Origin of the sequence: Flavobacterium sp. (assembly GCF_043773265.1) — a bacterium.
In the GTDB taxonomy this organism is placed as follows: domain Bacteria; phylum Bacteroidota; class Bacteroidia; order Flavobacteriales; family Flavobacteriaceae; genus Flavobacterium.
Genome location: NZ_JAYVFH010000097.1, coordinates 1 through 26,178 on the forward strand (window position 1 = coordinate 1; position 26,178 = coordinate 26,178).

At 29.6% G+C, this 26,178-nt stretch carries 23 protein-coding genes; 4 read left to right on the forward strand and 19 right to left on the reverse strand.

Translation table 11 applies throughout. From position 1 onward, the window contains the following. From ACH2BO_RS05120 to ACH2BO_RS05165, 10 genes are all read right to left on the reverse strand, one after another. A partial coding sequence (locus ACH2BO_RS05120) for a hypothetical protein (protein ID WP_395043673.1) occupies positions 1–236 on the reverse strand: 236 nt, incomplete at its 3' end. Positions 237–786: 550 nt separating this feature from the next. After that, entirely contained in the window at positions 787–2,820 is a 2,034-nt protein-coding gene (locus ACH2BO_RS05125; protein WP_395043674.1) for a tetratricopeptide repeat protein, read from the reverse strand. A gap of 60 nt (positions 2,821–2,880) precedes the next feature. Next, positions 2,881–3,282, reverse strand: coding sequence for a hypothetical protein (locus ACH2BO_RS05130; protein WP_395043675.1), 402 nt, complete (start codon positions 3,280–3,282; stop codon positions 2,881–2,883). 548 nt (positions 3,283–3,830) lie between these two features. Beyond that, positions 3,831–4,235 carry a hypothetical protein gene (locus ACH2BO_RS05135; RefSeq protein WP_395043676.1) on the reverse strand — a complete coding sequence of 135 codons (405 nt, stop codon included), beginning with the start codon at positions 4,233–4,235 and terminating at the stop codon, positions 3,831–3,833. 235 nt (positions 4,236–4,470) lie between these two features. Beyond that, positions 4,471–5,058, reverse strand: a complete 588-nt coding sequence (locus tag ACH2BO_RS05140) for a hypothetical protein (RefSeq protein WP_395043677.1) — start codon at positions 5,056–5,058, stop codon at positions 4,471–4,473. A 799-nt stretch (positions 5,059–5,857) separates the two neighbouring features. Beyond that, positions 5,858–6,088, reverse strand: a complete 231-nt coding sequence (locus tag ACH2BO_RS05145; RefSeq protein ID WP_395043678.1) for a hypothetical protein — start codon at positions 6,086–6,088, stop codon at positions 5,858–5,860. A 29-nt stretch (positions 6,089–6,117) separates the two neighbouring features. Then, the gene (locus ACH2BO_RS05150) at positions 6,118–6,510 is read right to left on the reverse strand and encodes a hypothetical protein (RefSeq protein WP_395043679.1); all 393 of its coding nucleotides are present in this window, start codon (positions 6,508–6,510) and stop codon (positions 6,118–6,120) included. Between the two features lie 16 nt (positions 6,511–6,526). Beyond that, positions 6,527–7,183, reverse strand: a complete 657-nt coding sequence (locus ACH2BO_RS05155; protein ID WP_395043680.1) for a hypothetical protein — start codon at positions 7,181–7,183, stop codon at positions 6,527–6,529. A gap of 546 nt (positions 7,184–7,729) precedes the next feature. Beyond that, complete coding sequence (locus ACH2BO_RS05160) at positions 7,730–8,392, reverse strand: hypothetical protein (RefSeq protein WP_395043681.1); 663 nt, start codon at positions 8,390–8,392, stop codon at positions 7,730–7,732. Positions 8,393–8,444: 52 nt separating this feature from the next. Beyond that, entirely contained in the window at positions 8,445–9,515 is a 1,071-nt protein-coding gene (locus tag ACH2BO_RS05165; RefSeq protein ID WP_395043682.1) for a LytR/AlgR family response regulator transcription factor, read from the reverse strand. A gap of 794 nt (positions 9,516–10,309) precedes the next feature. Here ACH2BO_RS05165 and ACH2BO_RS05170 point away from each other — a divergent pair. Together ACH2BO_RS05170 and ACH2BO_RS05175 are read left to right on the forward strand one after the other, a co-directional pair. After that, positions 10,310–10,627 (forward strand): ArsR/SmtB family transcription factor, encoded by a 318-nt coding sequence (locus ACH2BO_RS05170; protein WP_395043683.1) that lies wholly within the window; start codon positions 10,310–10,312, stop codon positions 10,625–10,627. 52 nt (positions 10,628–10,679) lie between these two features. Beyond that, positions 10,680–11,219: a hypothetical protein gene (locus tag ACH2BO_RS05175; RefSeq protein WP_395043684.1), complete on the forward strand. Its 540-nt coding sequence runs from the start codon at positions 10,680–10,682 to the stop codon at positions 11,217–11,219. A 73-nt stretch (positions 11,220–11,292) separates the two neighbouring features. Here ACH2BO_RS05175 and ACH2BO_RS05180 read toward each other — a convergent pair whose 3' ends face one another. Continuing rightward, positions 11,293–12,837, reverse strand: coding sequence for a glycine--tRNA ligase (locus tag ACH2BO_RS05180; RefSeq protein ID WP_395043685.1), 1,545 nt, complete (start codon positions 12,835–12,837; stop codon positions 11,293–11,295). Between the two features lie 111 nt (positions 12,838–12,948). Between ACH2BO_RS05180 and ACH2BO_RS05185 the strand changes: the two genes are divergently transcribed. Together ACH2BO_RS05185 and ACH2BO_RS05190 are read left to right on the forward strand one after the other, a co-directional pair. Next, a complete protein-coding gene (locus ACH2BO_RS05185; RefSeq protein WP_395043686.1) occupies positions 12,949–13,629 on the forward strand; it encodes a ComF family protein in 681 nt (226 codons plus the stop codon). An 82-nt stretch (positions 13,630–13,711) separates the two neighbouring features. Then, positions 13,712–15,313: an Ig-like domain-containing protein gene (locus ACH2BO_RS05190; protein ID WP_395043687.1), complete on the forward strand. Its 1,602-nt coding sequence runs from the start codon at positions 13,712–13,714 to the stop codon at positions 15,311–15,313. Between the two features lie 75 nt (positions 15,314–15,388). Here the strand turns inward: ACH2BO_RS05190 and ACH2BO_RS05195 are convergent, their stop codons facing one another. The 8 genes from ACH2BO_RS05195 to ACH2BO_RS05230 all read right to left on the reverse strand — a co-directional run. Next, positions 15,389–16,153 carry a nitrilase family protein gene (locus ACH2BO_RS05195; RefSeq protein WP_395043688.1) on the reverse strand — a complete coding sequence of 255 codons (765 nt, stop codon included), beginning with the start codon at positions 16,151–16,153 and terminating at the stop codon, positions 15,389–15,391. Between the two features lie 91 nt (positions 16,154–16,244). Further along, positions 16,245–19,064 (reverse strand): GH92 family glycosyl hydrolase, encoded by a 2,820-nt coding sequence (locus ACH2BO_RS05200; RefSeq protein WP_395043689.1) that lies wholly within the window; start codon positions 19,062–19,064, stop codon positions 16,245–16,247. Position 19,065: 1 nt separating this feature from the next. Further along, the gene (locus tag ACH2BO_RS05205) at positions 19,066–20,523 is read right to left on the reverse strand and encodes a glycoside hydrolase family 30 beta sandwich domain-containing protein (protein ID WP_395043690.1); all 1,458 of its coding nucleotides are present in this window, start codon (positions 20,521–20,523) and stop codon (positions 19,066–19,068) included. A 99-nt stretch (positions 20,524–20,622) separates the two neighbouring features. Then, positions 20,623–21,384: a succinate dehydrogenase/fumarate reductase iron-sulfur subunit gene (locus ACH2BO_RS05210; RefSeq protein ID WP_395043691.1), complete on the reverse strand. Its 762-nt coding sequence runs from the start codon at positions 21,382–21,384 to the stop codon at positions 20,623–20,625. Positions 21,385–21,502: 118 nt separating this feature from the next. Continuing rightward, the gene (locus tag ACH2BO_RS05215) at positions 21,503–23,512 is read right to left on the reverse strand and encodes a fumarate reductase/succinate dehydrogenase flavoprotein subunit (RefSeq protein ID WP_395043692.1); all 2,010 of its coding nucleotides are present in this window, start codon (positions 23,510–23,512) and stop codon (positions 21,503–21,505) included. Between the two features lie 39 nt (positions 23,513–23,551). After that, positions 23,552–24,409, reverse strand: a complete 858-nt coding sequence (locus ACH2BO_RS05220) for a succinate dehydrogenase cytochrome b subunit (protein WP_395043693.1) — start codon at positions 24,407–24,409, stop codon at positions 23,552–23,554. A gap of 161 nt (positions 24,410–24,570) precedes the next feature. Further along, positions 24,571–25,437: a hypothetical protein gene (locus ACH2BO_RS05225; RefSeq protein WP_395043694.1), complete on the reverse strand. Its 867-nt coding sequence runs from the start codon at positions 25,435–25,437 to the stop codon at positions 24,571–24,573. Between the two features lie 141 nt (positions 25,438–25,578). Then, positions 25,579–26,178: hypothetical protein (locus tag ACH2BO_RS05230; protein ID WP_395043695.1), on the reverse strand; the 600-nt coding region annotated here is incomplete at its 5' end.

The following is a 26,178-nucleotide window of genomic DNA, read 5'->3' on the forward strand; positions in this document are numbered from 1 at the left end:
CGGGTCTGCAGGCTGCGCGCACGGCGATCGACCGCGGGACTTAATGCTGATTGACCTCCAACTTCAAATGTTGGTCTTAATGCTGATTGTCCTCCAACATCAGTTGGCTCAGTAAAAGATGTTAAAGAAATCATTAATAGTAATAACGATGTGATTGTAAATAATTTTTTCATAATGTTTGGGATTTTTAGGTTGTTAATTAATTTTTTAGTTTTTTGGTTTGTGCTGATTGTCATTATACATGTTTTGGTGACTTTCAACGAGGTAAAACTACTATAGCATTGCATTGCGATTTATACGTTTTATAGTGTTTAATGTAGAATGGCATCGTTTGGTAGTGAATGAATGCCAAATCATGGTGAATGGAGTTTTAGTAAACCACGTAGTTTTACGTGTATTAGTTTTGGGGTTTTATTTACTTAGTTTATTGGTTTTTAGTTATTTATGTTTTTTTTGTTTGTGTTATTTGCCACAAAGTCACGAAGTCACGAAGGTTTTTTGTTGTGAGTTTTTTATTGTGAGTTGTGAGTTATGAGTTATGAGTTGTGGGTTGTGAGTTATGAGTTTTGCAAGTTTTTATATTTTTCTTTTTCTTGCAAAGACGCAAAGTCGCAAAGTTTAGTTTGGGTTGTAGTTCTTCACTTTAATATAAATATACTCTTCACGTCACTTCGAGTGGTTTTATCGCAGCGAAACGGAGATAAAATTGTATCGAGAAGTTGTGTTAATCTCGATACATTTTCAATTGCATTACATTCCATTGAAAACACTCGATTTGACGGAGATTTATTTTTGCGCCAATGGCATTCTTAAAAACAAAACCGTTCCATTATCTTTAGTCGATTGAATTGTAATTTTTCCGTTTACCAATTTTAGTCGGTGTTTCATGTTTTTTATTCCAATACCATCAGTAGTTGAATCTTGTTCAAAGCCAATGCCGTTGTCTTGAACCGACATACAAATGTTTTCTTCGTCTAGAATTAGTGCAATAGTTGCTTTACTTGCTTGAGCATGTTTATTGATGTTGTGAATGGCTTCTTGAATAATGCGGTAAAGGTGCATTTTTATTTTGCTCGAAATTTTTTCCCAAACTATATCGGCTTCAATCTCTAGAGTATAATTGGTGCTGTGAAGCTTGTTTTGATCGGCAATAAACTTCTCTAAATGCGATTTATAACTGCTAGAATCCTGAAACACCTCTTTGGTAAGATCATGTGTTAAATCTCTTATTTCGTCTTCAATATCTTTAATTTTTTCTATATGAATTAAAGCATCATCTATTGTTGCTTGGTCGGTTGTTTTAGAAAGTTTAAACAAATTAAACCTTGTGCTAGCCAATTTGTTCATGATGTTATCGTGAAGTTCTAGCGCAATGCGTTTTTTTTCTTTTAGCTTTACTTCTTCCTCAACCATTTGCTGGTTAAGCATTAATTGATAAATTTCTTCGTTGGCTTTTTGTTGGTCTTGCAAGAGCTGCAACTCTTTTTGTTTGGCTCGCTGACTAATAATTACAAATAGCAATATAGCGATGGTTAAAACCGCTATGAATATTGACATTTGCACCCATTTTTGATGTATGGCTGTTTCTTTTTCTTTGGTAATTTCGTTGGTTTCTAGTTGAATTTTGTGAAATTGACTGCGTGCTTTTCGTTCTTCAAAGAGCAAACTGTCGCTTAGTTTATGATACTGCTCTAAATACTTAGATGCATTTTTTTTTTCAATTTTACCTGCGTTTTCAAGAACAAAAAGATAATAGTTACTTGCTTTAGATTCTTTGGCGATTTTTAATGCTTTATTTGAATAAGAAATAGCTTTTAATGTATCGTTAACTTTACAATAATAATTTGACAAATATATATTACTAATTGATTGTTCATTCCAAACATTTAAACTGTCAAATGTTTTTTCAGCTTTTATTAATAAGTTTGGCAATCCTTTATAATTATTACTATTTATATAACAATCGCCAAGATTGTTCAATAAAATCGCATATGATTCTGGATCATTTTTTAAAAGATTATTCTCTTTTAAACCTTCTTTAAAATAAAAAACAGCTGTTTCATAATCTTTTTTTTCTCTATAGACATTTCCAATATTGTTTAAACTTGTACCAATTACGTTTGAATTATCATATCCAATTACATTGTACTTTTTAGCAAAAGTCAAAGATTTTCTGTGAAAGTTAATTGCTTTATTATAATTTTTTAAATTATGATAAATATTACCTAGCTCAACATAAATAGAATATTTTACTATTAATCTTGTATCCTTATTTATTAAAAAATATGCTTTACTAATTGTATACTCAGCACCTAGATAATCATTCAAATTGTTTTGCAACATCGACTTATAAAGCAAAACATTAATCAAGCCATCATTATTATGGACTTTTAAGTAGTTCTTTTCAGCTTTTTCATAATAAAAAAAAGCACTGTCATAAATTTTAGATTTTTTAAAAAAAACTGCTTTTAACCTGTAAAATCTTGCTAATCCTAGTGTATCCTTAGCTTTATTAGAAAAAGTAAAATGAATTTTAGATTGCTCTTTATATTTATCCCTTTTTCCTATTTCTAAATTATTGTAAGAAATCTCTTTTAAAAACCATCTTAAAACACTATCATTTTTATTAAAATCAAGCAACTTAAAAGCTTTTTCATTATACTCATCACGAATCTTAAAGTCTAAGGTGTCATTTTTAGCAATAGCCAAGTATTTCTTAATAGAATCATTGTTGGCTTGGGCTTTAGTTGGTGGTTTTTTGGTACAACTTGCCAAAAGCAGTAGTAGCGCAACGGTAATAAATTTTAAAATTGTAGTCATCCTGGTACTAATATACTAAAAAAAGTGAGTTTCAAAACACTACTTGAAACTCACTTTGGGTTACTCTAATTTTACCGTTATGGTAAGTTGTTCATCAAACTTGTATTCGCCTTTCTTGAACACTTCTTTGTTGGCGAGCACAATTTCATAAGTATAAATGCCTTTTGGTAGTTCAAAGACACATTCTTTTCCGTCTTTTTGGATTACTAGTTCTTTTTTTACAACGTTATCGTCTTGGTCTTTACCCACAATGCTAAAGGTTATTTTATCACTAAGCTTGTTTTTTATGCAAAGCGATTCTATAAACTTAACATCGTTAGGTTTAGCTTCGGTTTTGGCTGCTTTTAAGAACGACAATCCGGTTATTATTACTTCACCACTACGCAATACTTTTTCTAGATTGGATTGAGCATTAGCAAAATTTATGAAAATAAGTAATAAGGCAACTATTTTTGCTTTCATATCATTTTAAAAAATCTTGATTACATAAATTTATTTGGTCTTATAGTTAAATATTACATAAACAATTAAACCCATTGTTAAAAAACATACGAGAACACTATTTTCTATATTTATTGAGAAATTATTACTTAAAAGTTTAGAGATTAACTTGGCAACTATTACCAAAACAATATAAACAAGTAAGGCAAAAAACATTTTTTTCTTTGTCATAATAACATAATTATTTATACAAAAACCATAAAAAAATCAAAAAAGAAACTGCTACAAATCCAAAAAAAACAAATAGTCTGTTTTTGGGAATTTGATTGTTTTGATTGTTTCTATATAAAATAAATGACGATATTAAAATTATAGAACTAATAATAATCATTTTAATTAGAAAACTAATATTATCATATGTTCTAATAAAAAGAAAATAAAGTCCTAATAATAAAAATGGTATTAAATTTAAAGATTTTTTCATGGTTTTGTTTTATAATTGTAGTCATCCTGGTACTAATATACTAAAAAAAGTGAGTTTCAAAAAACTACTTGAAACTCACTTTGGGTTACTCTAGTTTTACCGTTATGGTAAGTTGTTCATCAAACTTGTATTCGCCTTTCTTGAACACTTCTTTGTTGGCCAGCACAATTTCATAAGTATAAATGCCTTTTGGTAGTTCAAAGACACATTCTTTTCCGTCTTTTTGGATTACTAGTTCTTTTTTTACAACGTTATCTTCTTGGTCTGTGCCCACAATGCTAAAGGTTATTTTATCACTAAGCTTGTTTTTTATGCAAAGCGATTCTATAAACTTAACATCGTTAGGTTTAGCTTCGGTTTTGGTTGCTTTTAAGAACGACAATCCGGTTATTATTACTTCGCCACTTCGTAGTACTTTTTCTAGATTGGATTGAGAGAAACATAATGATGAAGTAAAAAATAATATTAAAAATATTTTTATACATCTCATTTATAAATGAAAAATCTATAAATGAAAAATGAAATAACAATAACAATAATTAAAATAAATAACTCTCCATAGATTTTTTTAGAATCTTTTGTGTTTTTATAATCTTGTATCGATTGATAAAATTTTTTCAATCTTTCAAATACTGATAAAATAATTATTGCATGAAAGAATAAATCTGATATTATTTCTAATGTGTTCATAATAAAAAATGATTTTATTGTGTTAATAATTTTTTTTATACTGCGCCTGCAATACAAATACCAAAGGTGACAACAGCAATAGCAACTCCAAGTGGTCCTAAAAATCTTTTAGCAACACCGGTAAAAGTAGTTGTTAATGCAGCCGCAGTCCAAGAAGTTGCTCCAGAGAAAGCTAGTGAATATAAAGCATCACCACCTAAAGCATTTATAGCGCAATGGAATACTTCTGACATAGTTAATCCAGGTTCACCAACTTTTGCTGTAATTATTTCGCCATTTTCAACTATAACTTTAGGTGAAATGCTACTGTAAAATATTAAATCTGATACTTCTAGTTCTTTTAAATTGTTTTTTTTAGCAAATTCAAGACCATATTTAATTAATGGTTCCGCATAAGTAAGAATTGTTTTTTCGGCAGTTTCTGATAATTTATTTTCTCCGTTTATTAAAGATTTTTTAAAATCCTGAAGATCAAATTCCTTTGGACATTCTTTAGAAATTTCACTCTCAACTAAACTTTTATATGTTTCCATCATATCAAGCCATTCTTGGTTTGAAGTCTGAGCATTCCCATTTAAACTAAATAATACGGTAGCAATTAAGCCAAATAATAAATTTTTCATAAATTTGTATATAATTTTATAATTATTGCAGTCATACTAATTGTCGTCGAAAACATTTAATGGTATGGCTGCTTTTTTTTTGGTTGGTTTTTCGTTGCTTTTATTTAATAACAAACCTCTAAAATAAATAAAAGTTTTCTGTTTTATTGCTAATACAAATAACTAGAAAAGCATTTTTTGTATCGTGTCACTTTTGGTAAGATGGCAAGTCTTCTTTTTTACCCAGTTTTTAGTTTTTACTTAATTGTTTGTTTTTGATGTTGTAAAACTAATTGGTTTATTTTATAAAAAAGTAAGCATTTTGCTTACTTTTATGTTAAAGTTTTGTTTTTGTTTAATTTTTTTAAAACAATTAGGTTTAGCTTCGGTTTTGGCTGCTTTTAAGAACGATAATCCGGTTATTATTACTTCGCCACTACGCAGTACTTTTTCTAGATTGGATTGAGAGAAAGTTAGTGCAGGAAGAAGTAATACTACTAGTATTATTTTTTTTATGTTAAATTTTTTTTTATTTTAAACTTTCTTTCTGCTTATAGTAATTATAGCAAGTATAACAGATACACTAAATAATGTAACGAAATATTTTACATCAAATACAAAATAAAATAGTGCCGCAACTAGCTGAAATACTATTATATATACTATAAACACAAAGAGATTTGATTTTGTTTTCATAGTTTTTTACTTTTATGTTACTTTTAAGAACCCGAACAGATTCTACTTACTTCATTACTTCTTTGTGCTTTCTCTAGTTTTGCATTTGAGAAAGTTAGTAATGAAATAAGTATCATCCTCATTCTTATTCTGATTTTGTTAACTTAAAAGTTTTTATTAATTTAATTAGATAAATTATCCCAATTAAAGAAAAGAATAATCCCGGATATCTATTTTCATTATATAAAATTGAAGATGTAAAAATTACTATTATTGCTATACCTAAAATAATAATTCTTAATTTAATATGTTTTTTTATTAAAACAGAAACCAAGAATATTAAAACAGCAAGAGCAAATGGGATTATGTTTTTCATAATTATAATTTTATTATAAGATTAGTACTTTATTCATTAGTCCAAGTAATTATCTGTACTTTAAAACTTTCTAATTTGATATTGTAAAATGCAGTAAACATTAATACCCATGCAACATATCCTATAAAAAAAGGAATTAGATTCAAATTAAAGTTTCCGCTAAATTCAAAAGTTGACAATCCAGTAAATACAACAATACCAATAAAATTATAAATCATTGCGTTTTTCAAACTCATTGAGATTCCACCAGTCAAAAAATTCCAATGAACTAATTTATCTTTTATGATAATCTGACCATTACTCATAAAGTCTATTGAAACCTGATGTGAAAAATCTAGTTTGATTATTAAACTATTCGTGTTTTCAACAAACTGATAATCATACTTGCTTAAATTTTTTAATATTTTTTCTTTTGTTATCATTTACTTGTTTTTATATTTATTGCCCAGAAGCTGTTACAAATTCAGATGCAGCAAAACCTGCAATGGCAGCAAAAGGACCTGATTCAAAGAACATTAATCCGACCACAAGGTCTGCAATTCTTGATCGTATAGGTTTTGCTTTAGTATACGAGTTTGGGTTTGCTGTCCAAAACTCATCAGAACTCTTTAGTAAAGATTTTCCTGCGGTTAAACTATTTACATCATTTTCATTTAAGTCTTTGTTTTTCAAAGCATTTTCAAATTCGTTTAATGCTTCATCAACAGTAAGATTGTCTGAAATAATTTTGTCGATGACTTTTGCAGATACAAAAGAAAGTTTGTTGTTTTTTATATACTCTTGTTTGTTTGTTTTCCATATAATAATGCAATCTTCATAACTAAATTTACCATAAACATGACCTTCGTAAACTTTATGCAACTCCTCCAAATCAATATCTGAAAACAACTTAGGATATTTAATTGCCATTTGATTTGTAGCAAAATCTAAAATTTCATTTATATCTTTTTTAACCCATTCTGATTTACTGTCTTTTAATAATTCAAGACCTTCATTGTGATAAAAACCAAAATCTTCTGGTTTAATTTGATTTTGTGCAATTGCAGTACAACCAAAAATAATCGAGGCAATTAAGCCAAATAATAAATTTTTCATAAATTTGTATATAATTTTCTAATTATTGCAGTCATACTAATTGTCGTCGAAAACAGTTAATGGTATGGCTGCTTTTTTTTTGGTTGGTTTTTCGTTGCTTTTATTTAATAACAAACCTCTAAAATAAATAAAAGTTTTCTGTTTTATTACTTATACAAATAACTAGAAAAGCATTTTTTGTATCGTGTCACTTTTTAAGATGGCAAGTCTCGGTTTTTACCCAGTTTTTAGTTTTTACTTAATTGTTTGTTTTTGATGTTGTAAAACTAATTGGTTTATTTTATAAAAAAGTAAGCATTTTGTTTACTTTTATGTTAAAGTTTTGTTTTTGATGATTTTTTTTTAGAAAATGTCGGTTTTATTGGGTTTTGTGGGTTTGTTTTTTTTATGTTTTGCTACAAATTTATTTAAACCACATAGTTTTCATAGTTTCTTAACGCTTTAGTCGCTTTGCTCTTGATAGATTTTATAGAATTGGTGTTTTATATTGAATAATCTTTGCTAGTTCATTAAATCAGTGAATCTGTGGCCAATCAATAATTGTTTTTAAATTAAATTGTGATTTCTAGCAGCTTTTATTATGTCTTCATCTGTTCCTTTATCAATTCCGAAAAACTCTTTTATGGCTACTTTTCGCTTGTCTATTGCGCTTCTTGATAGTTGTAGTTGTTCTTGTATGTTTTTATTTTTTACACCTTGCACAAGCAACGTTATTACTTGCTGGTTGTAACTGTCAAGTGTTTTTTTGCTGGCTGTAATTTCTTTCTGGCTTTTAAGTACCGTTTTACTATAATAGTTTTCGCCTTTCATGATGGCTTCAAAACCAACAATAAAATCATTGGCTGTAATGTCGTTTTTTACTATAATTCCATTAGGATTTAATTCTTTTATTATGCGACATAAAACAAACGATTCGGTATGTGAAGTAAGAATTACAATTTTAGCTTGTGGCAGAAACTTTTTTATTATTGGCACTAATTCTTCGCCAGAGTTAATGTTTTTTTCTGCAAATGCTGGTAATGCTATATCAACAAAAACAACATCTATACTATTTGTATAATTAGAATTTGAAATTGCTTTATAACCTGTTTCACAATCAATTGCCATGATGGTGTTGAGTTTATAACCAGCTGTATTGTAGGATAACATTGATTTATAACCTTCAATAATTGGTAAATGATCATCAATCATTATAACATTTATGTCCATCAATTTGTTTTTGTGAAACTAGTAAATAAAAATATATCTACAAAATAAATAATTAAATCTCCAAATAATTTCCAGAAGCAATAGTAGTTATAATTGCGTCTATATTTTCTTTATAGGATTTAGAAAAAGGAAGTTTGGTTGTAGTGTTTTTTATATGGCAAACTGCATTTCCAGTATGAATTCTAGATACAAAATCAATGTTTACAATATAACTATTGTGGATTCTTGCAAATGGATATTTTAAAACTCCTTCAAAGTGTTTTAATGTTTTAAAAGCAGTAATCATTTCGCCAGTATGCAAATGAATGTCTGTCGAATTATTATCTGCCTGAAGATAACAAATGTCTTTGGCTTCGATATAACGGTAATCGCCATAAGACTTTACACAAATTATTAATGGCTTTTCTTTAGTGTTTTCGACTTGTAAAAACGTTACTTCTTTGTTTTCGTTAGTTTCTAATTTATTTTCAACGAGATTATTTTCAATCTCTTCATCGTCAACTTTAATGATTTCATTGTCAACTGTTTCAATAATTTCTTCTTCCGTTTCATCAATTATTTCACTATCTAAATTTGTTTCTTCTTCATTCTCAATTGTACTTGGTGAAATTTCATCTAAAACTTCAATAGCAACCACTTGATTTTCATCTTCTAATGTGTTTGTTGAAGTTATAGGTTTTAAATCTGAAACAGTATTACTTGCAGTTGCAACAAATTGTTGTTTAGAAATTGGAGTTGTAGATGTATATTCTTTCTCTAATCGAAATACAGATTTGCGCAATTCTTTAGCTTCTAACGGAAACAAAAAATAATCAAAAACGCCATATTTAAAAGCATTAAAGCAAAGTGCATCGTTTTTGGTTGTGATAAAAACTTTAGGAATTACAGTTAAATAGCGATGCAATTCATTGATAAGATGCAAAGAAAGGTTAGAATCTTTATCTGAAGGATCAATTTCTAAAAAAACAATATCTGGCTTGTGTTCAAGAATACAATCTAAACCATCGTCATAATTATGAGCTGTAGCCAAAAAAATTAGTGATTGAAAACCTTCAGCAATAGCTTTAGTCTTCAACCCATTTTGTTGGTCGTCATCAATAATTACATACGTAAAATGCTTCAATTGCCTTACTTTTTGGGGTAAAGCATTAGTTTTTAGAGCTCACACAAACTCAAGGTTAGGTAAAAGATAGTTTGGGACTATTTTTATAAAATTTTGTTATAAAAACACACTTTTTATAACGTTACTAAAGTAGCAGTTTTACATAGTATGAAAATGATATTGAAAAATGTTTTTTTAACAATCAATGAATTTTAGTTTAAAAGAAAAAATCATCGATAAAGAACATTTATTATAAAGTTTTTTCTTACGTTTTGTGGTTAATTACAAAAGTTAGAATAAAGCTAAATTTATATTGCAATATAGCTATTAATAGAATTAAATAATTAGTGTAAAACATTGATTAACAAAATTTTATATTAATTTAATTTGTTTTCTACTAGAAGCAACATGATGAAATTAGAAAAATATTAAATTAGAAAATTTCTCACAGAAAGTAGTTAAAACGGCAAACAAAAGTCTTGTCTGAACAAAATCAGATTGAAATAGGTTATTAACAATCTATTTCTAAAAACATGAAATTATTGAACATAAAAATAAATATGGTGATATTTCGATATGCTACTTTGAAAAATACTTGACACTAATAATAAATTCGGTTACTTAGATAGTTTTAGAGTTTAAAAAACGAAAAATAAAAGAGTTTGATTTGTGCTTTGATATTATTAAACTTTTTATAAATTTGAAAGCTCTTTGAAAGTTGACTTAATAATGTACTATTAGGATGAATTAAAAATTACTAATAACTATTTTTTGAAGAAATAATAATAAACAAATAAAATACCACACATAGCGATATGGGAATCACTAAAACCTTTGGATTTGCCTTTAAAATCAATGAAATGGCTGATATATTGAAAGCATTAGGAAATCCTGCGCGATTAAAAATTATTCAGTTTTTAATGGCAACTCCATCATCAGTTTGTGGTGATATTATAGAAGTTCTTCCTTTGGCACAATCTACAGTTTCAAAGCATCTTTCTGAACTAAAAAGAGTAAAACTTATTAAAGGAAAAGTAAAAGGAAATAACATTAGTTATTCGCTAAACGAAAAAACTTGGGAAAAGGTTAAAGATTTTGTGCTTACCGAAATTAATTTGCCTCGTGAGAATTAATTAACATAAAATAATTTTTAAATACTAATTTCAATTATATTTGATGAAAAAAATGAAAGAAATTTACATTATTTTATGCTTATTTGTTTTTTCAATTGGAATTGCTCAAGAACCACAAAAAACAAAAAAAACTTTAAGTGAAAAGAAACACGAAGTAAAATTGGGCGCAATAAAAATGCTAGCAGGACCAATTTTTGAAGGAACTTATGAATATATAAAAAGTAAGGATTTTACCTACGGAAGTTCGTTGTTAGTAAATTTAAATACTGGTAATGATTATCCAGAAGATTTTTCAATAACACCATTTGCACGTTTTTATTTTCAAGAAACTAAAGAATATGGCGCTTATGGCTTTTTTGTTGAAGGTTTTGGAAAATATAGTTCTGGTAATTATTATAATAACTACAGTATAAATAATTCTAAAACCAAATACAATGCTGCAGCATTAGGACTTTCTTTAGGAAAAAAATGGGTGAATAACTCAGGATTTGTTTTTGAAATATTAGTTGGTGCAGGAAGAACATTAGGAAATTCTGACTCAATACCAGATGCAATTTTTAGAGGTGATTTAAATATTGGCTATAGGTTTTAAAAAATAATTAAGATAAAAAAATTCCACTAAAATTTAGTGGAATTTTTTTTATGTAAAATAAATATTTTAAAATCTAAACCGTTCTCATTAACCAATTACGCATAGAAACTTCATTATTTATAATAGTTCGCAATTCATCAATTGCAACTCTATCTTGTTTCATAGAATCTCTATGACGAATAGTTACTGTGTTGTCTTCTAATGTTTGATGATCAACAGTGATGCAAAAAGGTGTTCCTAATGCATCTTGACGACGATAACGTCTTCCTACAGCATCTTTTTCATCATAAGCCACATTAAAATCCCATTTTAAATCTTCAATTATTTTTTGAGCAGCTTCTGGAAGTCCATCTCTTTTTATTAACGGAAAAACCGCAGCTTTTGTTGGTGCTAAAACACTTGGCAAACTCAAAACTGTTCTTGTAGAACCATCTTCAAGCGTTTCTTCTTTTAAAGATGTTGCAAAAACTGCCAAGAACATTCTGTCTAATCCAACCGAAGTTTCAACTACAAAAGGAACATAATTTTTATTTTCTTCAGTATCAAAATATTGTAACTTTTTACCCGAAAATTGTTCGTGTGCTTTTAAATCAAAGTCTGTTCTTGAGTGAATTCCTTCTAATTCTTTAAATCCAAACGGAAAATTAAATTCGATATCGGCAGCAGCATTTGCATAATGAGCCAATTTTTCGTGATCGTGAAAACGATAATTCTCTTTTCCTAAACCAAGTGATAAATGCCAGTTTAAACGTGTAGTTTTCCAGTATTCATACCATTTCATTTCTTCGCCTGGTTTTACAAAAAATTGCATTTCCATTTGTTCAAATTCACGCATACGGAAAATAAATTGTCTTGCAACTATCTCATTTCTAAAAGCTTTTCCGGTTTGAGCAATTCCAAACGGAATTTTCATTCGACCACTTTTTTGAACATTTAAAAAGTTAACAAATATTCCTTGAGCTGTTTCTGGACGCAAATATAAATCCATTGCAGTATCGGCCGAAGCACCAAGTTTAGTGCCAAACATCAAATTAAATTGACGCACTTCGGTCCAATTTCTAGAACCAGAATCTGGACAAGCAATTTCTAGTTCTTCAATTAGAGCTTTTACATCTTCTAAGTCTCCGTTTCCTAGGGATTTTCCCATTCGTTCTAGAATTTCTCTTTCTTTAGAAAGATATTCAATCACTCTTGGATTGGTAGTTTTGTATTGTTCTTCATCAAAGCTTTCGCCAAATCGTTCACGAGCTTTTTCAATTTCTTTTTTGGCTTTTAGATTTAATTTTTCGGCATAATCCTCAATTAAAACGTCGGCTCTGTATCTTTTTTTAGAATCTTTATTGTCAATTAATGGGTCGTTAAACGCATCAACATGACCAGAAGCTTTCCAAGTTGTTGGATGCATTAAAATTGCAGCGTCAAGTCCAACAATGTTTTCGTGCATTTGCACCATTGCTTTCCACCAATATTCGCGAATGTTTTTCTTTAGTTCAACACCATTTTGTGCATAATCATAAACTGCACTTAAACCATCATAAATCTCGCTGCTCGGAAAAATAAATCCATATTCTTTAGCATGAGAAATTACGTTCTTAAAATTATCTTCTTGTTTTGCCATAATATTGCAAAAATATAAAAAGTAATAGAAATGACTATACAATCGTTGATTTTTATATTTTTATCAACTAATAATTTGTTTTGAAACTAAAATCAACAACAAAATCAAACTATGTTTAAAAATTTATTGAATTTATTTTTTCCAAAATCTTGTGCTGGTTGCACTTCGTTTTTATTAAAAAACGAAGTGGTTATTTGCACTACTTGCCGACACGAAATTCCGCTAACTAACCATCATAAAACAAAAAACAACGATGCCATTGGAAAATTTTATGGCAGAATTCCGTTAGAATTTGCTTCAGCATTATTTTATTTTCATAAAAAAGGAATTGTTCAAGAATTAATTCACAAATTAAAATACAAAGGTCATCAAGAAATTGGCAATGCAATTGGATTTTGGTACGCCGAAGAATTAAAATCTGTTGCAGAAATTGATGAAGTTGATTTTATAATTCCTGTTCCGCTGCACAAAAAACGTTTCAAAGAACGTGGCTATAATCAGGTTACTGAATTTGGAAAAGCATTATCTGATGGTTTAAAAATTGAATATAACGAAGCTATTTTAGAACGAAGTATTTATTCTGACACTCAAGTTAGAAAAAACATCAATCAAAGAAGTGATGTTACTGAAAGTGTTTTTAAAATTAACAGTCATGAAAAATTACACAACAAACATTTTTTATTAATTGATGATGTAATAACAACTGGAGCAACACTCGAATCTTGTGGAAGAGAAATATTGAAAATTCCAGGTGCTAAACTAAGTATTGTTTGCATGGCAATGACGCAGTAACGGTTTTTTAGTTAATTATAAATAAAAAGATTTCGTTTACACTAAATATAATTGTTATTTTGCGTTAAGAAAATTGAGTTCAATGCAAATAAAACATCTAAAATACATTTTTATTGTTTTCGCAATAGCGCTAATTGGTTGTGCCAAAAGAGGTACAATTTCTGGCGGAGCTAAAGACACATTGGCGCCAATATTAGTTTCTAGTTTTCCTAAAAACGGAAGTGTAAACTTTAAAGCTAAAGAAATCAGACTTAATTTTGATGAATATGTAAAGCTGAAAAACGTTGCCAAACAGCTTATAGTTTCACCACCAATGAAAAAAGCGCCAGAAGTTTTACCTTATAATGCAAGTAAATATATTACTATAAAACTAAAAGATAGTTTATTGCCAAACACAACTTATAGCTTTAACTTTGGTCAAAGCATTGCCGATAACAACGAAGGAAATACTTTGTCGCAATTTAAATATGTTTTTTCTACAGGAAGTTTTATAGATTCATTGGCACTGAAAGCAACTTTTAAAGATGCTTTAGAAAAAAAAACGGCTTCGTTTGTTTCGTTTATGTTGTATGAAGTTAATGAAAAGTACACTGATTCAATAATTTATAAAGAAACGCCAAGATATATTACAAACTCACTTGACAGTTTAAAAGAAATAAAGTTAGAAAATTTGAAGCAAGGAAAATACCGATTAATTGCTATAAAAGACAATAATAATAACAATAAATTTGATCCGAAAAGTGATAAAATTGGGTTTATAAACGATTATGTAACTTTGCCAAACGATACTGTTTTTGTGCTTGATTTGTTTAAAGAAAAAACTGCTTTTAAGGTTTTAAAACCAAGTCAATCATCAGGAAACAAAGCTACAATTGGTTATGAAGGAAATGCAAAGAAAGCGGTTTTTGAAGTAACAAAATCTGGCGAAAACTTTCCTTTTAGGATTAGTAAATTGCCAAAGAAAGACTCGCTACAAATTTGGTTTAAACCAATAAAAAACGATTCGATAAACATTGCAGTTAAAAATGAAAATTATAGTCAGAAATATGTTTTAAAACTGAAAGATCAAAAAGCAGATACGCTGAGTTTTAGTGCAGAACGAACAGGAAATTTACCATTTAGAAATCAATTTAAAATAAATTCGACCATTCCGATTGAAAAAATTGACAACGCCAAAATTAAATTTATTTCTAAAGATTCTTCAAATGTTTCTTTTACAACTTTTTATGACGAATATAATCAACAAATAGTTTTTGATTTTGAAAAACAACCGTTAGAAAAATATTCGATGAAGGTTTTTCCTGGTGCTTTTATAGATTTTTACGAAAAAACTAATGATACTTTAAATTATAAATTTGAAACTCAAAACACATCGGATTATGGGAATTTAAGAGTTGTTTTAGAAAAAGTAAAGCGTTTTCCAGTAATTATAGAATTAACTGATAATGATGGTAAAGTTTTGGCCAAAGAATATTCAGATAAAAATACTGTTATAGACTTTAATCTTCTTGAACCAGCAAAGTTTATTTTACGTTTGATTTATGACGACAATAATGATAAAGAATGGAATCCTGGGAGTTTTATAGAACAACGCCAATCGGAGGAAGTGATTTATTTTCCAAAAGAAATTGATGTTCGCTCCAATTGGGATGTTGAACAACCGTTTGATGTAGGTTTGAAGTAAAAATACGAGGTTGGAAATGCGAAGTACGAAGTTAAAATGCAATTTAGGAGGTTGGAAATACTTTGCGAGGTGAATTTAGATTAATATAAAGTTGTCTTTATCGTTTAAAAACCCTAATTTTTCTCTAGTTTTTAGCATTGTATTTTTGTCAAATTCAACTATAAAAACACATTCATTTTCAGTTGTTTCAAACATTTCATTACCAAGAAAATCAACCGCTTGCGAATGTCCAATGTATTCGTGATTGTTATTGTCAATTCCAACTCGATTTACGCCAATTACATAACACATATTTTCTATTGCTCTTGCTTTTAGCAAAATATCCCAAGCATTTACTCGTGGTTTTGGCCAATTGGCTACATAAATTAATACTTCATAATCTTCAACATTTCTTGCAAAAGCTGGAAAACGCAAATCATAACATATTAACGGACAAATTTTATATCCTTTATATTCTACAATTAATTTTTCTTTTCCAGAAGTATAAACTTTGTCTTCTCCTGCTAGTGTAAACAAATGTCGTTTATCATAAATTTGTATTTCACCATTTGGAAAAACAAAAACCAATCGGTTAAAATAGTTACCGTTTTCTTCGATTACTAAACTTCCTGTGATGGCGCAATTTTTATTTTTTGCAGTTTCTTTTAACCAAGAAATTGTTTCGCCTTGCATGGTTTGTGCAACATTTTTCGGATTCATTGTAAAACCTGAGGTAAACATTTCGGGTAAAACTATCAAATCGACATATTGCGAAATGGAGTTTATTTTTTCTTGAAGTAAAGCTTTGTTTTCATTAGGATTTTCCCAAGATAATTCGGTTTGAATTAGTGCTGTTTTCATTTATAATGAACTTTTTATTCTGTACTTGTTTTAGTATCTCTTAATGTTTTTTTTTGAACACAGATATAGTAATTAGAGAAACCTATCTAATTTATTTGATTGTTATTTCATCAATAAAAATAAATGCTTCACCACCAAATCCTTGATGCCATTCTGGTAATTTTCCGAAATTGTATGCTTTAATTTTGATGTATCTTGCTTTGATTTCTTTAGCTGATTTGTATTCGAAATTTTGTGTTTTGTTTTCATCAAATTTTGGATCCAAGTTGTTTTCGATAGTTCCAATTAAAGTAAAATTGATATTGTCTGTCGAGCTGTAATATTCAACTTTGGTTGGCATTAAAATCCATGAACGTTGGTCTTGTAAAAAAGTTGAGCTAAAATTGGATACTTTTTTCTTTGATTGCAAATCGATTGTTGCTTCAAAATCTTGACTTTGATAACCTTGCCAATCGCCTTTTCGCCAATTTGTTGAACCGTAAATTCCGTCAATTAAACCTTCATTTCCTCCTGCATGATATTGCGGATTGTATTTGGATTTTATTTCTATTGTGTAGTTGTTTGGTTTTTTGAAGTATGTTGCTGAAATGGTGTTGCTTTGAATTTCGTTATTTTTTATATAAGCAGAAATAGTGGATGTTTCTAAAATTTCAAAAGGTTTTGAGTATGGAACAAATACTTTTTTTGCCAGATAATCGTCTTTATCACTTATTAAAAAATAGATTATGTCATTTGGGTTTTGTGAATCAATTTCAACCATCATTTTATCCTTAAACGATTTACTTTCTGCTTGAATTAAAGGAACAGAAATTAATTTTGGATAAATCTCTACTTGTCTATGTTTTACATTTTCTAAATCTATATACTTTGATTTTTCTAAATAATTTTGAAGTGTAATTTCTTCTGACTTTTTATTTTCTAAATTAACTTTTGTTTTGTCAAAATACGGTTTTGTTACCGACCAGCTTCCTTCTCCTGGTGTAACCGAATAAATTCCAATAGAACTCAACACATACCAAGCACTCATTTGTCCGCAGTCTTCGTTTCCAATTAATCCGTCTGGAGAATTTTTATAGAAATTATTTAAAATATAATGTACTTTTTCGGTTGTTTTTTCAGGTTTTCCAATGTAATTGTACAAATATGCCATGTGATGACTTGGTTCGTTTCCGTGTGCGTATTGACCAATTAATCCTGTAACGTCTACTTGTTCTCGACCTGTAGTTTTACTTTCACTATTGAACATTTCATCGAGTTTGGCTTCAAATTTTTCGTTTCCGCCATACGCTGCAATCATTCCAGGAATATCTTGTGGCACAAAAAACGAATATTGCCACGAATTTCCTTCGGTATAATTATTATTGATTTCTCTTGCATCAAATGGTTTGTCCCAACCGCCATTTTTCTTTGGTCGCATGAAACCGGTATTCCAATCGAAAATATTCTTCCAACTTTGAGAACGTTTCATGAAATAATTAAAATCTTCTGGTTTCTTTAAGATATATGCCATTTGAGCAATACACCAATCGTCGTAAGCATATTCTAATGTTTTTGAAACACTTTCGTGCTCGTCATCCATAGAAATAAAACCTTGTTTTTTATAAGCATCCAATCCTAAATGATCAAGTAAAGCCGAATGTTTAGCTGCTTCAAATGCTTTTTCATAATCAAAACCAGAAATTCCTTTTGCCATTGCATCTGCCATTACTGAAACCGAATGATAACCAATCATACAATCAGTTTCATTGGAAGCTAATTCCCAAACTGGCAATCTTCCTGCTTGTTCGTATTGTTTTAGAAACGTATTTATGAAATCGGCTGTACGTTTCTTTTCGATTAAAGTATACAAAGGATGTGCAGCTCGAAACGTATCCCAAAGTGAGAATACCGAATAATAATCAAATCCTTCGCCATTGTGAACTTTGTTATCTCTTCCACGGTATTTTCCATCAATATCTTGTGCAATATTGGGTTGAACCATTGTGTGATATAATGCGGTGTAAAAAACTGTTTTTTTATCTAAATCAGATTCTGTGATTTCAATTTTGGATAATTGTTCGTCCCAAAGTTGTTCGGCATTTTTTTTAACTTTATTGAAATCCCAATCTTTAATTTCGGACATATTCAATTTTGCACCTTCATAACTTGTTGGAGAAAGTGAAACTTTAACTGAAATTTGCTCTCCTTTTATGACTTGTTTAGAAAAACTTATTTTTACAATTGTTCCAGAATAAAAATCTTTTTGATTTTCTAGATTGGCTTCTGCTTTATTAATTGTCATTGGAACGCTAAACTCAATTCGAGCATAAACATATTGATCTTTTGCCCAAGCTTCGCTTCTTCTAAGAATTTCGATAGTTCTATTATCAATAATTTTCACATCGCCATATAGCAATTTATCTCTATGATTTAAATCGAGAATTATATTGGCTAAACCATTGTTGTTAAAGGTATATTGATGAAAACCAACACGAGTAGAAGTTGTTAAATTGACATCAATGTTATACTTATCTAACTTCACAGAATAAAATCCAGCTGAGGATTTTTCATTTGTATGTAAAAAAGTTGAAGCATATTCTTTTGGGTTAAAAGTTGGTTCGCCCATTGTTGGCATCAACATAATATCACCATAATCAGAACAACCTGTTCCGTTTAAATGTGTGTGAGAAAATCCATAAATTATAGAATCATCATAATGATAACCCGAACATCCATCCCAACTTCCATCAATTCTTGTGTCTGGAGAAAGTTGAACCATTCCAAAAGGGACTGTTGCACCTGGATAAGTATGTCCATGACCACCAGTACCAATCATTTGGTTTACAAATTGATGATAACTTTGACCTAATGTTAAATTTGAAAACAATAGTATTATGAAAAAATAATATTTTACTCTTTGATTTAATTTCATTTTAATAAACTAATGTTTGTATTGAATGAGGTAAAATTTTAACTTCACAAGCTTTTGTGCCAATGCATAAATTATAAATTATTTTTTTATCACTTTGATTCATAACTATAGTAATTATTTTTCCATCATTATTAATAAAAGAAGTTGTTAAGAGTTGACTTCTACTAGGAATACTACTAATTCTTTTTGCTCCTTTTTTAATGAATTTTGAAAAATGACCAATAAAATAATAGGATGGAGTATAAATTAGTTCACCCGAAACTGTATTGGCATGAATAGGCGCAAAACAAAAGTTTCCCACATGATTTGGTCCACCATGTTCATCTAAGAGAATATTCCAATCTGTCCAGCCAACCGTTCCGTTATTAAAATCATTAATCATTGATCGTCCATATTTTTCTCCGTTTGCCCAAATTTGATAACGTTTTTCATTAAAACTTTCTGAACAACCTTCGGTAAAAAGTAGTTTTTTTTCTGGATACATTTCATTTACTCTTGCAATGTTTTCATACATAGGATTTCCTCCACTCCAATTTTCATACCAGTGAAAACCTATTCCCCAAACATATTTACTTGCTTCAGGATCATCCAAAATAGTGCTTACTCTTTGAGAAATTAAATCTCTATTATGATCCCATATTATTATTTTCTTACTTCCTAAACCTGCTTTTTTGATTGTTGGTCCTAAATAATTTTTTAAAAAATCTCTTTCTTCTTCAGCAGTATAGATACAAGATTCCCATGTTTGAGTTGCCATTGGTTCATTTTGAATTGTCAAACCCCAAACAGGAATTCCTTCTTTTTGTATTGCACTAATATATTTAACATAGTAATTTGCCCAAGATTGATAATATTCTGGCAATAATTTTCCTCCTTTAAGCATATTGTTGTTGCTTTTCATAAATGCTGGTGGACTCCAAGGACTAACGTATAAATTGAAATTATCTCCGGCAACTTCCATTGCTTTTTTTATCAGAGGAATTCTAAATTTTTTATCATGATTTATATCAAATGTTGCCAATTCTTTATCACCTTCTTTTATGTAAGTGTAGCTTTCGGAACTAAAATCACAACTATGAATATTTGTTCTTGCTAAAGTGTAACCAATTCCTTTTTCACTATTATAATATGCATTCAATAATTCAGATTGTTTATTAGATGGTAATTTAGCAAAAACTTCTGCGCTTGAATCAGTAATTGCTCCTCCAATTCCAAGAAAAGTTTGAAATTTATTATTTGGATTTACAAAAACACAAATTTGAGTTTCTAATGGCTGTTTTAATTCTGAAAACTCTAGATTGTCTGTTTTTGTTAATCTCAAATTTGTGCTATCGGCAGAAGAAAAAACTTCAACTGAACGATTTTTTAATGAAAACTCATTTGATTTTGCCTTTTTTTTATGTTGCGAAAATAAAATTAATGGGAAAATTAGGATCAATAAAGTAGTTGTGGTTTTCATTTTTTTTAGCTAAAATAAGAAATAAAACAATCTTTAAATAAAAAACGTATTCAAATTAATGAATACGTTTAGATTGTTCGTGTCTCGCAATGACTTTAATTACTTTAAACTCGCTTTTAAATATTCTCTATTCATTCTAGCAATATTTTCTAACGATATTCCTTTTGGACATTCAACCTCGCATGCTCCAGTATTAGTACAATTTCCAAAACCTTCTTCGTCCATTTGTCTAACCATGTTTAAAACTCTTGCTGTTGCTTCAACTTTTCCTTGTGGTAAAAGTGCATATTGTGATACTTTTGCTCCAACAAATAACATTGCAGAACCATTTTTACACGTTGCAACACAAGCGCCACAACCAATACATGCTGCTGCTTCAAAAGCTTTGTCGGCATCATTTTTATTAATTGGAGTTGCGTTGGCATCAATTGTTCTACCCGATGTATTTACCGATACAAAACCTCCAGCTTGTTGAATTCTATCAAACGAACTTCTGTCTACAATTAAATCTTTTACAACTGGAAAAGCCTTGCTTCTCCAAGGTTCGATAAAAATGGTTTCGCCATCTTTAAATTTTCGCATGTGTAATTGACAAGTAGTTGTTCCAGTATCTGGACCATGTGCTCTACCATTTATATAAAGTGAACACATACCACAAATTCCTTCACGACAATCGTGGTCAAATGCAACAGGTTCTTTTTTATCGTTAATTAATTGCTCGTTCAATTGATCTAGCATTTCTAGAAATGAACTTGCTGTAGAAACATTATCTAATTTATAAGTTTCCATACTACCTTTTGTTTTAGCGTTTTTTTGACGCCAAATTTTAAGGTTTATATTGATGTTTTTTGCTGAAGACATAATTTATTCTTTTTAAGTGATTAGTAACTAGTGATTAGTGATTAGTCTTTTAAATTTATTTTCGAAGATGAATTTGTATTGTTTCATTTTCTAATTACTATTCACTAATCACTCATTACTATTTATAATTTCTAGCTGCAATTTTAATAAACTCGTATTTTAGTTCTTCTTTATGAAGTTCAGATTTTGTGATATCGTCACCTTTATATTCCCATGCTCCAACAAATGAAAAGTTTTCGTCATCACGAAGTGTTTCTCCTTCGCTATCTTGATATTCTTCACGAAAATGTCCACCACAAGATTCATTTCTTTGCAAAGCATCCATTGCCATTAATTGTCCTAAATCTATAAAATCGGCAACACGAAGTGCTTTTTCTAATTCTTGATTCAATTCATTTGAACTTCCTGGCACATTAACTTCTTTGTAAAACTCTTCTTTTAAAGCAGAAATTTCGGCAACAGCTTGTTTTAAACCAGCTTCATTTCGTCCCATTCCGACTTTATTCCACATGATTAATCCTAGTTTTTTATGGAAATGGTCAACGGTTTTTGAGCCATTATTATTTAAAAATTTATCAATTAAATTCTTAACATTATTTTCTGCATCAACAAACTCTTGTGATTCAGTTGATATTTTTCCTGTTCTAATTTCGTCTGCCAAATAATTAGAAACTGTATAAGGTAAAACAAAATAACCATCAGCCAAACCTTGCATTAATGCAGAAGCACCGAGACGATTGGCGCCATGATCAGAAAAATTAGCTTCTCCAGCTACAAAACAACCTGGAATAGTTGATTGTAAATTATAATCTACCCAAACTCCACCCATTGTATAATGAACTGCTGGATAAATTTTCATTGGAGTTTCATACGGATTTTCATCAGTAATTTTTTGGTACATTGTAAACAAGTTACCATATTTTTCTTCAAGCCACTGTTTTCCTAATTTTGTGATTTCTTCGGCTGTTGGATTATGATTTCCTTTGGCATAAGCAGTTTGTTTACCTTTATTTTGAATTTCTGTAGAGAAATCTAAATAAACACCTTCATTAGTATCGTTAGCTTCTATTCCGTGACCTTCATCACATAGTTCTTTTGCTGCTCTTGATGCCACATCTCGTGGAACTAAATTTCCGAAAGCTGGATATTTTCTTTCTAGGTAATAATCTCTATCTTCTTCTGCAAGTTGAGTTGGCTTTAATTTTCCTTCACGAATTGCTTGAGCATCTTCTTTCTTTTTTGGAACCCAAATACGTCCAGAATTACGTAACGATTCTGACATTAACGTTAGTTTGGCTTGATTGGTTCCATGAATTGGAATACAAGTTGGATGAATTTGAACATAACAAGGATTGGCAAACAAAGCTCCTTGTTTATGAATTTTCCAACCAGCAGTTACGTTACTTCCCATAGCGTTTGTAGAAAGAAAGTAAACATTTCCATATCCTCCAGAAGCAATAACAACAGCATGAGCTGAATGTCTCTCTAATTCTCCTGTTACCAAGTTTCTAGCAATAATTCCTCTTGCTTTTCCATCAACTTTTACTAAATCTAGCATTTCGTGACGGTTAAACATTTGAACGCGACCTAAACCAATTTGTCTTGATAATGAAGAATATGCTCCAAGTAACAATTGTTGTCCTGTTTGTCCTGCAGCATAAAAAGTTCTTTGAACTTGAGTTCCACCAAACGAACGGTTGTCTAGCAATCCTCCATAATCTCTAGCAAAAGGAACACCTTGAGCCACACACTGATCAATGATATTTGAAGAAACTTCTGCTAAACGATGAACGTTTGCTTCTCTTGCTCTATAATCACCACCTTTGATAGTATCATAGAATAATCTAAAAGTACTATCGCCATCGTTTTGGTAATTTTTTGCAGCATTAATTCCTCCTTGAGCAGCAATTGAGTGTGCTCTTCGAGGAGAATCTTGAAAACAAAAAGCTTTAACATTATAACCCATTTCAGCTAGTGAAGCTGCAGCAGATGCTCCGGCCAAACCTGTTCCAACAACAATAATATCAATTTTTGGTCTATTGTTTGGCGCAACCAATTTTAAATGGTCTTTATAATCTGTCCATTTGTCTGAAATGTGACCTTCTGGTATTTTAGAATCTAACTTCATAATATTTTGAATTTGTACTGAAAAAATTTCAGCATAAAATTATTTTAAGAAAAAGTGAATGTAAACCGGAATTATTGCAAATAGAATTGGGACAATGATTGCAAATGCAGTTCCAAATAATTTTATTTTTGGCGTCCAATTAGAATTATTTAATCCAAGTGTTTGAAAAGCGCTTTGAAAACCATGAAATAAATGGAACGCAAGAACAGCCATTGCTAAAACATATAAAATAGTAGCAATTAATCCAAATTTAGCATCTTTGAAAAAAGCCAAAGTAATTTTGTGTAAATCCTTGTAACCTTCGCCAATTTTAACTTTTGCTTGAGTATTATAGAATTCTGTTCGATATTCAATATAAGAAGCGGTTCCCATTTTGGTTGCTTCTTCAAAGTTTTTGGCAACTTGAGGAACAGGAATATATCCTTCGTTTGTTGTTAAAAATAATTCTTGTTTTTGTCCCATTGCTTCAACAGTTATTGTTTGTAAAGGCATTTTTTCGTCAAAATGCATTACAGCCCAAAAATTTACCATGTGAACAACTATAAAAACCAAAATTAATGTTCCCAAAACAGCCATGTTTCTTGATGAAAACGAACTATTTGCAGCTGGACTATTCTTAGCATAACCAATTGGTCTAGCTTTAATGTTTTGATAGGTTAATAGAAATCCATCAACAGCGTGAAATAAAATTGAAATGTAAGTTAGGTAAGAAAGTAGTTTTACAGCTGGATTTGAGGTCATGAATAACGCATATTGATTGAAATGTAATGCGTCACTAAAAATCAGTTGAAGATTTCCTGCTAAATGACCTGCCAAAAACAAGCATAAAAACAAACCTGTAAGAGCCATCCAGTATTTCTTAGCGATTGATGACTTTAATAGTGCAGATTTTGCCATAAGATTGTATAATTTATTTTAAAAAATCAAACAAAAATACAGCATAATGTTATTAACTACAACCTTTTCGGTCTAATTTATAATGAATTTAAAGTGGATTTAACAATCGTTGAATATCAAAGTGTTATACAGTAAAAAATGCTGTTTTTAGTTAAACAAAACTACTTAACAAAACTTGGAATCAATCCTCGCAAACCCATATCTACAACATTTTCTCCAATTGATGGTTCAAATTTTCCGTCAGTGGTTACTTCACTCCACTCGAAACTATTATTTATTGATAGCGAAAGTGTTATTGTAATGTTTTGGGTTTCGTTGCCAGAAATTATTAGGTTCTCTGGAAATTTTCCTGTAACAACACATGATCCTGAAGGAATTGGCGATGTTGAAGCTAATGGATTTGGAACTGTGGTTGCTCCAGCTGGCGCTTGTCCAGAAGAAGAATAAGGTTGATTGTTTAATGCAAATGCCCAATATCCTTGTGTTCTATTAGCATTTATTGGAAAAATGTTGTTTCCGATAGAATGAGAGCCAATATAAGTATTGAAACCTACAAAACTTGCAAGGGTTCCAATATAATCAACATCTTGATGATGAATGTTTATTTTATAATTTTGATATGATAAAGAAACTCGAAGCCATTCGTAATTTCCTGATTGAATTTGACTAAGTGGAATTTTTAAAAAAGTTTCTCCTTGTGAAACGATTTTTGATTGGCTAAAATCTATAGCGTTACTTCCGCCAAGTGTTGTTTCTGGAGCATGATATACAACTTCGCCTTGACCTAATTGTGTAGTTGATGTTGGAGCAAGTTCTAAATAGTGTGCTGAAATTGTGTTGAAAATTGGTGATTGGGCAGCGTTTCCTGCAGGAATTGTTGATGGTTGACCAAATCCGTTTAATCGAACTTGATTTGGGTCAAAATTAAATTTGACAATTAGCATTGGTTCTTCTACTTCATCTTTTGAACAAGAAACCAATGAAATCATCGAAGCTAATAGAAACGTTGTAAATACTAATTTTTTCATTTTTATGGTTAGTTTTTTTCCAGATTGCAAAACTGGATTTATGGTTGGCAAAGATGCAATAAAAATTCCTTTCCTATAAATATAAGACGAATTTAACAAGTTAATGTTACATCAATGTTTATAACGAAAATTATATTCAATTTATTGCATCCCATCAATTGTGTAATGCTTTTTATTTTGTAACGCTGGCATGTCTTTCCAATTTATTGCTTTGGTAAAAATATAATAGTTTTTAAATTGAAGTGTAAAAGCACTATCTTTTTTTGAAAATTCATACGAAACTGAAATTTTATTTTTTTTATAATCTTGTAAAAGCAACTTGTTATTTAAAGCGTCTACCTCAAAATGATAATCGATCATTTCATTATTATTTCCTTGAAAAATGATATAATTTTTTCTGTGTATGAAGATGTTTTTTATTGGAAAATTACATTGTTTTAAAGTGTCTTTTTCTTTAATTATTTGAGTTACTTGATAGGCACCGTGAAGAAATGGTCGTTCTAGATTATCGTCGTTAAAATTTTGAGATTTGAAATATGGATATAAAACCTGAATAAAGATTAACCCAACCATTAAAAATTTTATCCAATTTTTAATAAATGTATTACTAACAATTGATTGGTTTTTAATTATTAATTGTTCCTTTTTTTGAAGAACTAAAAAATTTAGTAAAGTTTTAAAATAAGGAAAAACTGCAAAAACTGTGGCCAAAAGCAAGAAAATTGAAAATGTTTTTACCGA